This window comes from Marichromatium gracile, from assembly GCF_004343155.1.
GTDB classification, from domain to species: domain Bacteria; phylum Pseudomonadota; class Gammaproteobacteria; order Chromatiales; family Chromatiaceae; genus Marichromatium; species Marichromatium gracile.
In genome coordinates this window covers 133,787-146,802 of record NZ_SMDC01000003.1, presented here as the reverse complement: position 1 = coordinate 146,802, position 13,016 = coordinate 133,787, and the positions used below count along the sequence as shown (strand labels likewise).

At 70.1% G+C, this 13,016-nt stretch carries 10 protein-coding genes; 6 read left to right on the top strand and 4 right to left on the bottom strand.

Annotated features, from left to right (window positions below; genetic code table 11):
- Positions 1-13 precede the first annotated feature (13 nt).
- On the top strand, positions 14-865 hold the full coding sequence (gene gluQRS, locus EDC29_RS06280) for a tRNA glutamyl-Q(34) synthetase GluQRS (protein WP_242466002.1): 852 nt from the start codon (positions 14-16) through the stop codon (positions 863-865).
- Positions 866-1,170: 305 nt separating this feature from the next.
- Here gluQRS and galU read toward each other — a convergent pair whose 3' ends face one another.
- The 3 genes from galU to lapB all read right to left on the bottom strand — a co-directional run bounded on the left by galU (position 1,171) and on the right by lapB (position 4,106).
- Positions 1,171-2,049: a UTP--glucose-1-phosphate uridylyltransferase GalU gene (gene galU / locus EDC29_RS06275; RefSeq protein WP_123139472.1), complete on the bottom strand. Its 879-nt coding sequence runs from the start codon at positions 2,047-2,049 to the stop codon at positions 1,171-1,173.
- A gap of 125 nt (positions 2,050-2,174) precedes the next feature.
- Positions 2,175-2,873, bottom strand: a complete 699-nt coding sequence (gene pyrF, locus EDC29_RS06270) for an orotidine-5'-phosphate decarboxylase (RefSeq protein ID WP_123139473.1) — start codon at positions 2,871-2,873, stop codon at positions 2,175-2,177.
- Positions 2,874-2,909: 36 nt separating this feature from the next.
- Positions 2,910-4,106, bottom strand: coding sequence for a lipopolysaccharide assembly protein LapB (lapB, locus tag EDC29_RS06265; RefSeq protein WP_123142264.1), 1,197 nt, complete (start codon positions 4,104-4,106; stop codon positions 2,910-2,912).
- A gap of 290 nt (positions 4,107-4,396) precedes the next feature.
- On the opposite strand from lapB, the gene EDC29_RS06260 reads away from it, so the two are divergent.
- The 3 genes from EDC29_RS06260 (at position 4,397) to EDC29_RS06250 (ending at position 9,303) form a co-directional block, all read left to right on the top strand.
- A complete protein-coding gene (locus tag EDC29_RS06260) occupies positions 4,397-5,113 on the top strand; it encodes an SDR family oxidoreductase (RefSeq protein WP_123139475.1) in 717 nt (238 codons plus the stop codon).
- Between the two features lie 450 nt (positions 5,114-5,563).
- Complete coding sequence (locus EDC29_RS06255; protein ID WP_132229039.1) at positions 5,564-7,438, top strand: methyl-accepting chemotaxis protein; 1,875 nt, start codon at positions 5,564-5,566, stop codon at positions 7,436-7,438.
- On the top strand, positions 7,435-9,303 hold the full coding sequence (locus tag EDC29_RS06250; protein ID WP_123139476.1) for a GGDEF domain-containing protein: 1,869 nt from the start codon (positions 7,435-7,437) through the stop codon (positions 9,301-9,303). The genes EDC29_RS06255 and EDC29_RS06250 overlap by 4 nt, the downstream gene beginning before the upstream one ends.
- Here EDC29_RS06250 and EDC29_RS06245 read toward each other — a convergent pair.
- Positions 9,296-10,714: a HAMP domain-containing protein gene (locus EDC29_RS06245; RefSeq protein WP_132229037.1), complete on the bottom strand. Its 1,419-nt coding sequence runs from the start codon at positions 10,712-10,714 to the stop codon at positions 9,296-9,298. The genes EDC29_RS06250 and EDC29_RS06245 overlap by 8 nt on opposite strands.
- A gap of 306 nt (positions 10,715-11,020) precedes the next feature.
- Here EDC29_RS06245 and EDC29_RS06240 point away from each other — a divergent pair, with 306 nt between their 5' ends.
- Together EDC29_RS06240 and EDC29_RS06235 are read left to right on the top strand one after the other, a co-directional pair.
- Positions 11,021-11,701, top strand: coding sequence for a TIGR00153 family protein (locus EDC29_RS06240; protein WP_123139478.1), 681 nt, complete (start codon positions 11,021-11,023; stop codon positions 11,699-11,701).
- Positions 11,702-11,746: 45 nt separating this feature from the next.
- Complete coding sequence (locus EDC29_RS06235; protein ID WP_123139479.1) at positions 11,747-13,012, top strand: inorganic phosphate transporter; 1,266 nt, start codon at positions 11,747-11,749, stop codon at positions 13,010-13,012.
- Positions 13,013-13,016: the final 4 nt, after the last annotated feature.

Here is a 13,016-nt window from a genome sequence, read left to right as displayed (position 1 = left end):
CCCCACCGGCCCCTTGCACTTCGGCTCGCTGGTCACCGCGGTGGCCAGCCATGCCGATGCGCGCGCGCACGGCGGCGAGTGGCTGGTGCGCATCGAGGACCTCGACCGTCCGCGCGAGGTCGCGGGCGCGGCGCGGGCCATCCTCGACACCCTCGCCGCCTTCGGCATGCGCCACGACGGCCCGGTGTGCTATCAGCACGACCGGCTCGCCGCCTATGACGCCGCACTCGCCCAGCTCGCCGCACGCGGGCTGACCTATCCCTGCGGCTGCAGTCGCGCCGAGATCGCCCGCCGCGCCAGGCGCGGCAGCGAAGGACCGATCTATCCCGGCACCTGTCGCGCCGGGCTGCCGCGCGGGCGGGCGCCGCGCACCATCCGCATGCGCACCGACAGCACCCCCGTCGAGTTCGACGACCGGGTCTTCGGCCCACGCACGCAGGACCTCGAGCAGGCGGTCGGCGACTTCGTGCTGCGTCGCGCCGACGCCATCCATGCCTACCAGCTCGCGGTAGTGGTCGACGATGCCTGGCAGGGCATCGACCAGGTGGTGCGCGGCGCCGACCTGCTCGACTCCACCCCGCGCCAGATCCGGCTGCAGCGCGCGCTGGGCCTGCCCCAGCCCGACTACGCCCATGTCCCGCTGGTGCTCGACCCGGAGGGACGCAAGCTCAGCAAGCGCCTCGCCGCCGCCCCGGTCGATCCCGCCGACCCACTCCCGGCGCTGCGCCGCGCCTGGGCCTTCCTCGGCCAACCGCCCCCGCCGCCGCACTGCACCCTGCAACGCTTCTGGGAACACGCCATCGCGCACTGGCGCATCGAACGCGTCCCGCGGACGCGCAGCGCGCCGCTGCCAGCGGATCGGTGACAGCGGCCAGCGGCCAGCGGCCAGCGGCCAGCGGCCAGCGGCCAGCGGCCAGCGGCCAGCGGCCAGCGGCCAGCGGCCAGCAAGATTAAACCGCCCAGACACGAAGGCCGCAAAAGGACTCGACGCCCAGCCCTCGGCGCCCAGGTCTCGCCAGTAGCGACCGGTCGCTCATGAATCCGAGCAACGCACAGCATGTCCGGCGTGAAACGCCCTCCTCTGGTGAACGCTGGCGTCCAGCCGCGACGCTCGGAGCCGCGCCATCCCCGTCACTGGAGGCTGGCGGCTGATCGCTGGACGCCAGCCTCCTACTGCTGCGCGACGAAATCGCGCAGATAAGCGGCGAAGCGCTCGCCGAGTTCGGGGTGGTCGAGCCCGAACTCCACCGTCGCCTCCAGATAGCCGAGCTTGCTGCCGCAGTCGTAGCGCTTGCCCTCGAAGGGGTGAGCGATCACCGGCTCGTCGGCGAGCAGCGCCGAGATCGCATCGGTGAGCTGGATCTCGCCGCCGGCGCCGGTACCGGTGTTCTCGAGCTTGTCGAAGATCGTCGGGGTGAGCAGGTAGCGCCCGACCACGGCGAGGTTCGAGGGCGCATCCTCGGGCGCCGGTTTCTCGACGATCGAGACCACCCGCAGCTCACCGTCGGGACCGGGCTCGACCTCGACGATGCCATACTTGTGCGTCTCCTCGCGCGGCACCTCCTGGACGCTGAGCACGCTGCAGCCATAGCGCGCGTGCACCTCGGCCATCTGCTCGACCACCCCCTTGCCCTCGGCGCGGATCAGATCGTCGGCGAGCAGCACCGCGAAGGGTTCGCGACCGACCACCGGCTTGGCGCAGAGCACCGCATGGCCCAGCCCCAGGGCCTCGGCCTGACGCACATAGGCGCAGGTGGTGCCCTCGGTGAGCACGTTGCGCACGACCTTGAGCAGCTTGTCCTTGCCCGCCTCGGCCAGCTCCACCTCGAGCTCGAAGGCCTTGTCGAAGTGATCCTCGATCGAGCGCTTGTGACGTCCGGTGATGAACACCAGCTGCTCCACCCCGGCGGCCTCGGCCTCCTCGGCGGCGTACTGGATCAGCGGCTTGTCCACGATCGGCAGCATCTCCTTGGGGCTGGCCTTGGTCGCCGGCAGGAAGCGGGTACCGAGACCGGCCACCGGGAAGACCGCCTTGTGAATCTTTGCCATCGAGTCATCTCCTCTACGTCGATATTGATTGCTTGATACGGCGCACCCCGTCCGGGGCGAACGCATCCACGCGTCGCCGGCGGGAGGCACGATCGGCCTCGACCAGCGCCGGCGGGGCGCCGTGTTCAGCCCGCGAGTTCGCGCTCGATCTCGGCCAGCGCGGCCAGCGGATCGGGCGCGGCGGCGATCGGGCGGCCGATCACCAGGTGATCGGAGCCGGCGGCAACCGCCTCGCGCGGGGTCATCACCCGTTTCTGATCCCCCGTCGCCGCCCAGCTCGGGCGCACCCCCGGGGTGACCAGCAGGAAATCCTCGCCCAGCGCGGCGCGCACCGCCGCCGACTCGCGCGGCGAGCAGACGATGCCGTCGAGCCCGGCCTCGCGACCGAGTTCGGCGAGCGCGAGCACCCGCTCGGCCGGTTCGCCCGGACAGCCGACCTCGGCCAGATCGTCACCGTCGAGGCTGGTGAGCACCGTCACCCCGATCAGCAGCGGCGCCTTGGGCAGCGCATCGAGCCGCTCGCGGGTGGTCTCGATCATCCGCCGCCCGCCGGTGACATGGACGTTGACCATCCACACCCCAAGATCGGCCGCCGCGGCACAGGCCGCGGCGACGGTATTGGGGATGTCGTGGAACTTGAGGTCGAGAAAGACCTCGAAGCCGCGCGCCTGCAAGGTGGCGACGAAGTCCGGCCCGAGCCGGGTGAACAGCTCCTTGCCGACCTTGAGGCGACAGCGTGCCGGGTCGAGCTGATCGACCAGGGCGAGCGCCGGCTCGCGGGCGGGGAAATCGAGGGCCACGATGATGCGTGTCGACTGGGTCACGGGGGTTCCTTCAAGGGTTCGGATTGAGATCGGCGTCTAGGCCAGGCGTGGGCCGTCGAGCCCGGCGTCGATCACCAGCGGCTCGGGCTGCACCGGCACCACCGAGCCCCAGCGTTTGCAGCTCGGGCACTGCCAGTGCAGTGAGCGCGCCTGGAAGCCGCAATGATCGCATTGATAGGCCGGCTGGCGCGCGGCCAGATGGCGGATCACCGCCAGCGCGCGCTCGAGCCGATGGACATCGGCGGCGTCCGACAGCTCCGTCAGCGCGAGCGCGAGCAGGCGCTCGAGTCCCACCAGGTCGGCGAACCGGCGCAGGTGCGCGCAGAGCAGTTCGAGCGCCTCGGTGCGACCGCGCTCGGCGGCGACCCGCTCGGCCAGCGTCACCACCAACGCCGGACTGGGATGACGCGCCGCCAGCTCCTCGAGCACCGCCAGCGGGTCCTCCCCGGGGACGCGCTCGAGCGCCTCGATCAGCGCCGGCAGGATCTCCGGCAGATAGGCGCCGTGGCGCTCGACCAGCCCGCGAAACAGCGCCAGCGCCCGCTGCGGCTCACCCTCCTCGAGCGCCACCCGGGCCTCGAGCATGCTGGCGCGCACGCACTCCGGATCGGTCTCCAGCGCCCGCGCGAGTTGCGCGCGAACGCGCTCGTGCTCGCCGCGACGGCGCGCCTCCTCGGCCAGCTCGCAATGATAGTGGGCGATCTCGGCGTCGAGCATCGACTCGCCGCCGGGACGCAGCTGCTCGGCGACCTCCAGACAGCGCTCCCAGTCACGCTCCTGCTGATAGATCTCGCGCAGCCCGGCGAGTGCGCGCTGACGGTGCAGGCCGAGACCGGCCAGCTCCTGGAACAGCAGCTCGGCGCGATCGAGCAGCCCGGCGCTCATGTAGTCCTGCCCCAGCTCGAGCAGGGCATAGCCGCGCTGCTCGGCATCGAGGCTGGGACGCGCCATCAGGTTCTGGTGGACACGGATCGCGCGGTCGACCTCGCCGCGACGACGGAACAGGCTGCCGAGGGCGAGATGGGTCTCGACGGTCTCGTCGTCGACCTCGGCGAGCTCGATGAACATGTCGAGCGCCTTGTCGGGCTGCTCGTCGAGCAGATAGTTGAGTCCGCGCAGGAAGCTCGGATGGGCAGGGCGGCGAGACCGTCGGGACGCGGGACGCTCGTGTCGCGCCAGCCACCAACCGGAGGCCGCCGCAACCGGCAGCAGCAGGAACAGGATCTCGATCACGCGCGCACTCCATCGAGCCGGGCCGGGGCCGTACCTGAGGCTGCGCGGCACGACCACGGCAAGGGATCACGGCAAGCGTCACCGTGCGGCACGCGCATGACCGCCCGTGTACCTCGCACCCCAGGAGCGCAAGGACCGAAGAGTGGGCCGTCAAGTGATCCGGATCGGTCGCTCACCGGCCCAATCATAACAGGCCGGCGCGACCGACCGCACGAGGCTTCCTGCCTTGAGTCCGTACCGCGCCCACCCCAGATTGCTCGGCACGAGCCCCTCGGGCAGGAGGTCCGAACATGATCCGCGAACTCGACCAGCAACTGGTCCTCATCACCGGCGCCACCGGCAACCTCGGTCGCGCCACCGCCGCCGCCTTCGCCCGACGCGGCGCCCGGCTGGCATTGCTCGCGCGCGACCGCGAGGCACTCGAACGCACACGCGACGAACTCGGCGCCGGAATCACCGTCGAGTGTCTCGCCTGCGACCTGCTCGCCCCCGACGCGCTCGGCGCCGAGCTTGCCCGGCTGGTCGAACGCCATGGCCGACTCGACACCCTGACCAACCTCGCCGGCGGCTTCGCCATGGGCGCGCCGCTGCACCAGACCAGTGACGCCGACTGGGAGCGGATGCTCGACATCAACGCCCGCACCCTGCTCCACGGCGCGCGCGCCGCCGTCCCTCACCTGGTCGCCGGCGGCGGCGGCGCCATGGTCAATGTCTCGGCCCGCGCCGCCCGCCCCGCCGGCGCCTACATGGGCCCCTACAGCGCCGCCAAGTCGGCGGTGATCGCACTCACCGAGACCCTCTCGGCCGAGCTGCGCGACCAGGGCGTCAACGTCAACTGTATCCTCCCCGGCACCGTCGACACCCCGGAGAACCGCGCCGCCATGCCCGACCAGGACCCCGGCGACTGGGTCGAGCCGGCCGCGATCGCCGAGGTCATCGTCTTCCTCGCCTCCCCCGCCGCACGCGCCGTCACCGGCGCGGCGATCCCGGTCTACGGGCGGAGTTAGTGACCAGTCGACAGCTGGGGGGGGGGATGAACCGCCAAGGCGCCAAGAGCGCAAAGAAGTTCAAGTTGCAAGCGACCAGCCGCCAGCCTCCAGTGAGTGTGCGCCTTCGACCACGGCACGGCTGACCATCAGTCGTGGCGTACGTTTTTAGCGCCAGTGTTTGAGGGCAGGTAGCGGCTGGAGGCTGGAGGCTGACCACTGGGGGCTCTTCTCTCCTTTGCGCCCTTGGCGCCTTGGCGGTTCAATCTTCTGATCGCTGCCCCCCGTGCCCCCAAGGGTCCGTCATCGGATCTTCACCTTCGTCTGGTGTACTTGCGCCGCTGATCCGATCCACCGGGCTCCCCGGTCGATGATCGCGGCATCGCGAACATCCTGCGCCACGCCTGTCCCTCCAAAGACTTCGCGCCAGTCGATGTCCGCGCTCCCTTGGACGCACCCGACCTCGACACCATGACTATCAGACGCAGCGTCACCCTCGTTGCCATCCTCGTCACCCTGCTCGTCGCAGGCGCCCTGACCCTGATCGCGCAGTTCAACCAGACCCGGCTCGAGGTGCGCGTCGCCGACGCGGTCGACACCGGCAAGGGCATGGTCTGGCGGATGGTGAGCGAGCAACTGCTCGAGCACATGGCCGGCGGGGTCGACGCGATCGCGCGCGACTTCCCGTTGCGCCAGGCGCTCAGGTCCGGCGACCGCGAGGCGTTGCAGCGCGCACGCGACTCGCTGCTCAACCTGCTCGGCGATCTCGGCTATTTCGATCGGCTCTATCTGCTCGACGACGACGGCAAGCTGCTGCTCGCCCCCTCGCCGGAGACGCCGATACCGACCGCGGGCACCCTGCTGGCCCAGCGCGCGAGCAGCGCCGGCGAACCACGTCAGGGCATCGGCCTCGGCGCCGACGGTGTCCCGGTGGCCTTCCATGCGCTGCCGCTCGAATTCCGTCACACGCTGGTCGGGGTCGCACTGTTCGAGCGCACACTCGACGACGCCCTGGCACGCTTCAAGCGGATCGACGGCGCCGAGGTCTATCTCAGCGATGCCGAGGGCCGCATGCTCGCCGGCACCGACCCGGCGCTGTACGAGACGACAGCCCCCCCGGCGCAACCGCTCACCGAGCACGGCCTCACCCGCCGCGCCGCCGATGGCGGCATCTACGGCGTGCTCACCCGCCCGATCCTCGGCATCGACGACGCGCCGATCGCCCACCTGACGACCATCGCCGACCAGAGCGCCGCCTACTACGCCGAGCGGCGCCTGCAGCTCGCCGTCTATGGCGCCCTGGCGCTGGTGCTGGCGCTCGCCAGCGGCGGCATCTTTCTCTACGTCAAGCATGCGCTGCGCCCGCTCGGCGCGGCGCTGGAGACGGTCTCGGCGCTCGCCGAGGGCGATCTCAACGCGCGCTTCCCACACGCCCGCAACGACGAGGTCGGCCAGCTGATGACGGCGCTGCAGGCGATGACCGAGCGCATGCGCGACATCATCTCCCACCTCCACCAGGCCAGCCACGAGCTGCACGCCTCGGCCGGCGACATGGCCAACCTGTCGCAGCAGAGCAAGGGACAGTTCGACCGCCAGCGCGCCGAGACCCACCAGGTCGACGACGCCATCAACCAGCTGGCGCTCTCCGCTCATCAGGTCGCCGAGCACACCAGCGCGGCGGCCACCGCGACCGGTGAGGCGCGGGCGCGGATCGACGCCGGGCGCCGGATCCTCGAGCAGACCACGGCGGTGGTCGAGCGGCTCACCGATGAGATCGGTCACGCCGCCGAGGTCGTCGACGGACTGGCCGGACACAGCCAGTCGGTCGGCAACGTGCTCGAAGTGATCCGCACCATCTCGGCGCAGACCAACCTGCTCGCGCTCAACGCCTCGATCGAGGCCGCGCGCGCCGGCGAGCACGGTCGCGGCTTCGCGGTGGTCGCCGACGAGGTGCGCCAGCTCGCGCAGCGCACCGAGCAGTCGATCGGCGAGATCGAGGGGCTGATCGGCTCGCTGCAGTCGAGCGCCGAGGAGGCGGTGAGCGTGATCCACGACAATCGCAGCCGCGCCTGCGAGAGCATCGCCCGCTACCGCAGCGCGGCCGAGGAGTTCGACGGCTTCTACGGCTCGATCGAGCAGCTGACCGGGATGACCGAGCAGATCTCCCAGGCCGCCGACGAGCAGAGCCGGATGGCCGAGGAGGTCACCCGCGCCCTCGAGCGCATCACCCTGCTCGCGCGCGAGAGCGCCGAGGCGGCCAACGACGGCTTCGCCCACAGCCACCATCTCAGCAACCTGTCGCAGGGTCTCACCGAGCGCGTCACCTTCTTCCGGGTCCAGGGATGACTCAGCGCACCCATCGCCAGCCCGACACCATGACTCCAGAGACCTGGCTCGCGCAGGCCCGCGATGGACTGCGCTACGCGCTGCAGCCGATCGTCAACATCCACACCGGCTGTGTCTACGGCTACGAGGCGCTGCTGCGCGGGGTCGACCGGCTCGGTTTCGACACCGTCCCGGCGCTGCTCGAACATGCCTGGCGGCTCGGCTGCGCCGCAGAACTCGACTGCGAGCTGCGGACCCTGGCGATCGCCAGCTTCGCCGCGTTGCCCGAGGCGGCGCGCTACCGGTTGTTCTTCAACCTCGACCCCCAGCTGATCGAACTCGAGGACCCGGGCCACACCCTGCGCCTGCTCGAGCAGCACGGCCTGCCGCCCGAGACGGTCTGCTTCGAGCTCTCCGAGCGCGCCGACCTCACCGCCAGCCCGCGAGTGGCCGAGGTGATCGCCGCCTATCGCCGTCATCGCTTCCATCTCGCCATCGACGATTTCGGCAGTGGTTACGCCGGGCTGCGACTGCTCTACGAGCACCCGCCCGAGCTGCTCAAGATCGACCGTTTCTTCGTCAGCGGCATCGCCGACGATCACAAGAAGCGACTGTTCGTCGCCAGCACCGTGCAGCTGGCCCACGTGATGGGCATCGCGGTGATCGCCGAGGGGGTGGAGACCGAGCGCGAGCTGCTCGCCTGTCGCGAGGTCGGCTGCGATCTGGTGCAGGGCTATCTGGTCGCCCGCCCGCAGACCGATCACCGCGCGCTGCGCACCCGCTACCGGGAGATCGCCAGGGTCAACGCCAGCGACCGGCGACGCACCGATGACGATCGCAGCCTGATCGCCGCCTGTATCGAACCGATCCGGCCACTACCGATCGATGCCGAGGTCGGCGCGATGATCGAGACCTTCCGTCACGACCGCGTACATCACGTGCTGCCGGTGATCGACCATGCCGGGCGCCCGCTCGGGCTGATCCACGAGGCCGACATCAAGGATGTGCTCTATTCGAACTATGGTCGCGAGCTGCTGCTCAACCGCGCCTTCGGGCGCAACCTGCACGACTTCCTGCGCCCCTGCCCGACGGTCGACATCCACGACTCGGCCGAGCGGCTGCTCGGCGCCTACTGCGCCGACATCAACCCCGCGGGGCTGATCCTCACCCGCGACGCCCGCTATCACGGCTTCATCTCGGCGACCGCGCTGCTCCAGCTGGTCGAGCAGAAGAACCTCGCCGCCGCCCGCGAGCAGAACCCGCTGACCCGGCTACCGGGCAACAACCCGGTCTATGCCTATGTCTCGGGCGCGCTCGGCGAGCGTCACCGCATCTGGCACCTGGTCTATCTCGACTTCGACAACTTCAAGGCCTTCAACGACCATTACGGCTTTCGCCGCGGCGACCGCGCGATCCTGATGTTCGCCGAGCTGCTGCGCAAGCTGCTCGGTCCCGAGCAGTGGTTCATCGGTCATATCGGCGGCGACGACTTCTTCGCCGGCATCGCCGATGTCGAGTCCGGCGCCGTGGTCCACCGCATCGAGCAGCTGCTCGCCAAGTTCCGCTCCGACGTGCAGAGCCTCTACGACCCCGAGGACCGCGCTCGCGGCTGTATCCTCGCCCACGACCGCGACGGCACCCCGCGTCGCGCCGGGCTGATGCGCTGCAGCGCCGCGCTGCTGACCATCCGCCCCGGCGACGACCACGGCAGCGTCGAGCAGCTCGGCCAGACCATCGCCGAACTCAAGCACCGCGCCAAGGCCAGCGCGTCAGGGCTGTTCGTCGGTCCGCACGGATCGCGCCACCTCCGCGCCAGACATGGCAAGCATCCCGGGAGACGGCGCATCGGGCTGCTCCCCAACCCCTACCTGCCGGCGCTCAACTAGACCGCTCGTCGCCGCTCGGGAGGCGCCCCGCCTCGTCGCGAACCGGATCGGGCAGTGGCTCGTCGAGCAACTGCAACAGGGTCGCCAGCGACTCGCTGGCATGCTGCAGCGTCGCCCGCTCGCGCGCACGCTCGGTGCGGCTCGCCGCCACCGGGGCACGCGCCAGGGTGCGGATACGCTCGAGCTGCTGCATGCAGCGCGCACGCACCGTCCGCAACCGCCGGGCACGCTCGCGGATGGCACGGCGCAACCGGGCCCGCGCCGTATCCTCGGACTCCGGGGTCGCGGCCAGCTGCAGGTCGCGCAGCGCGACCGCCTCGGCCATGGCGTTGCGCCACCAATGCGTGAAGGTGGCGCGATGATCGGCCAGGGCATTGAGCGAACGGGCCATGGCGTCGATCTCGTCGCGTGCGCCGGGGCGCGTGGGGATGCGCTGGTGCGGGTTCTCGTAGGTCAGGCGATCGAGCAGCCCGGCCATCTCGCGCACCGGTCGCACCAGACGGGCGGTGAAGACCAGCGCCAGCAGGGTCCCGACGAGGGTGGCGACGAGCGCCAGATAGACGCTGCGCCGTGCCCGCTCGGTGGAGGCCGCATCGATCCCCCGCACCGTCTCATCGAGCCGGGCACGGGCCTCGGCGAGCGCGGTCTCGACCAATGGCGTGACCGCGGCCGCGGCCTGATCCATCTGTGCGCGCAACACGGCGATCCGCCGATCCTGTTCGAGCAGCGCGCGGAAATCGCGCAGATAGTCGCCGAGCAGTTGCTCGAGGCTGCTACGCGCCCCGCGCTCCAGGTCAGCGGCGGCGAGACCCTGTGCGAGCGTCTCGGCGATGCGCTCGACCATCACCGCATAACCCGCCTCGCCGCGCAGCAGATAGTCCTTCTCGCGTCGACGCAGCTGCAGCAGCTCACGCTCGAGCGCCGGGGCCCATTGCGCCAGACGCGCCTCCAGCGCGTGGGCGCTGGCGCGGAAGTCACCCTGGAGACCGCTGTCGTGATCGAGTCCGCGCCGGCGCCAGCCCGCCTCGATCTCGCCGAAACGCGCCAGATAGTCGGAGAGCGCCGCGCGGATCCGCGCGGCGGCGGCCCCGGCCGCGGCGTCGGTCGCCGCCAGCCGCGCGCCCCAGTCGAGCAGCGCCGCGCCCTCGCGCCGCACCCGTTCGGCCTGTGCCGGCTCGCGCGCGGCGAGGAACCGCGCCTCGGCGTCGCGCAGCGCGATCAGGTGACGCTCGATGGCGAAGGCCGCCTCCTGGCGCGCCGCAGCGAGCGCGTGCAGGTCGCGGTGTTGCTCGAGCACCGCGCGCAGGTCGCGCTGATCGTGCCAGATCACCGCGAGGAAGATCAGGGCCACCGCCCCGAAGCCGAGGACGAGCTTCTCGCCGATACGCAACCGGCCCGCAATCTGGTTCAATGCACCGCCTCCATCATCTACCGTGTGACCTGGAGAACGCGGACCATGTCCACGCGGCCCGCTATCATGCGCGACCTTGTACCAAAAAGATGGCGACCCGATTGCCGTTTTTTGCCACTATGTCGCCGGCCGCAACCTGAATGTCATCCAATGCTCGACGCGTCCTGGTCGCGACGTCCAGTCGCCGTCCGGCGCGATCGCCGTTCATCGGCAGGATAGCGTCGATCGATTCAGCACCACCCGACCCATGATCAATCCCAGCCCATACCGGTCGCTCCCGTCGCATCCGCCGAGGAGGATGAAACCATGAAACCCAGCAACCCGATCGCCGATCTGTTCGGTCGCTCGCCGTTCAAACCGATGCAGGAGCACATGCATCTGGTCGATGCTTGCGTCGCCCTGCTCCCGGAGCTGTTCACCGCCCTGTTCGAGGGTGACCGCGAGCGCCTCGAGCGCGCCCAGCAGGCGATCGTCGACCAGGAGCACGCCGCCGACCAGGCCAAGAACCGGATCCGCCTGCGCCTGCCGCGCAGCCTGTTCATGCCGGTCGATCGTCGCGACCTGCTGGCGGTCCTCGAGACCCAGGATGCGATCGCCGACACCGCCCAGGAGATCGCCGGGGTGCTGGTGCAGCGCGAGATGCCCCTGCCCGGGGTGATGCAGCCGGAGCTGATGACGCTGGTACGCCGCTGTATCGACGCCTGCATCCAGGCCACCCGGGTGGTCGACGAGCTCGACGAGCTGCTCGAGACCGGCTTTCGTGGCCGCGAGGCGGCGCGGGTCGAGGAGATGGTCGAGACCCTCTGCAACATCGAGAGCGAGACCGACGCCCTGGTCGCGTCGCTCAACCGCACCCTGTTCGCCCACGAGGACCGGCTCGACCCGGTCTCGGTGGTGTTCTGGTATCGCCTGATCGAGCGCATCGGCGACCTCGCCGACCACGCCGAGAAGGTCGGCGAACGCCTGCTACTGCTTATCGCGCGTTGACGCGCATCGACCCGCCGCCACATCCGGCATCGTTTTGGAGGAAGCGTGGAAATCATCAGTGAGTGGGGATCGGTCTTCCTGATCCTGGCCATCGTATTCGGTCTCTACATGACCTGGGGCATCGGCGCCAACGACGTCGCCAATGCCATGGGGACATCGGTCGGCTCCGGGGCCATCACCGTCAAGCAGGCGATCGTGATCGCCGCCATCTTCGAGTTCGCCGGCGCCTTCATCGCCGGCGGTAACGTCACCTCGACCATCCGCAGCGGCATCATCGACGCCGGCGCGGTGGCCAACCAGCCGGAGCTGCTGGTCTTCGGCATGCTCGCGGCACTGCTCGCCGCCGCGATCTGGCTGATGATCGCCTCGACCCGTGGCTGGCCGGTCTCGACCACCCACTCGATCGTCGGCGCCATCGTCGGCTTCGCCGTCGCCGGCATCGGTATCCATGCGGTGCACTGGGACAAGATCGGCCAGATCGTCGCCAGCTGGGTGATCTCGCCGGTGCTCGGCGGCGCCGTGGCGCTGTTGCTGATGCTGAGCATCCGCACCCTGATCCTCAACACCGAGGACCCCTTCCGTCAGGCCAAGCGCTGGGGACCGGTCTATGTCTTCCTGGTCGGCTGGATCGTCAGTCTGGTGACCCTGTTCAAGGGACTCAAGCACCTCGATTTCCATCTCTCGCTGCCGGCCACACTACTCACCGCCACCCTGATCGGGCTGGCCACCGCCGCCGTCGGCAAGCTGCTCATCGACCGCGTCGAGGTCGACCCCAACGCCGATCGCAGCTTCCACTTCGCCAGCGTCGAGCGGGTGTTCACCCCGATGATGCTGTTCACCGCCTGTGCCATGGCCTTCGCCCACGGTTCCAACGATGTCGCCAACGGCATCGGCCCGCTGGCGGCGATCGTGGCGATCATCAACAGTGGCGGCGAGGTGATGGCCAAGGCCCCGCTGCCGCTGTGGATCCTCGCCCTCGGCGGCGTCGGCATCGTCGTCGGCCTGGCGACCATGGGCTATCGGGTGATGCAGACCATCGGGACCAAGATCACCGAGCTCACCCCGACACGCGGCTTCAGCGCCACCCTGGCCGCGGCCAGCGTGGTGGTGCTCGCCTCCAAGACCGGCCTGCCGGTCTCGACCACCCACATCGCCGTCGGCGCGGTGATGGGCGTGGGCCTGTCGCGCGGGATCGCCGCACTCGACCTGCGGGTGATCGGCAACATCGTGCTCTCCTGGATCATCACCCTGCCCGCCGGCGCCATCCTCGCCGCGATCTTCTTCTATGTGCTGGCAGGCATCTTCGGCTAGAGGC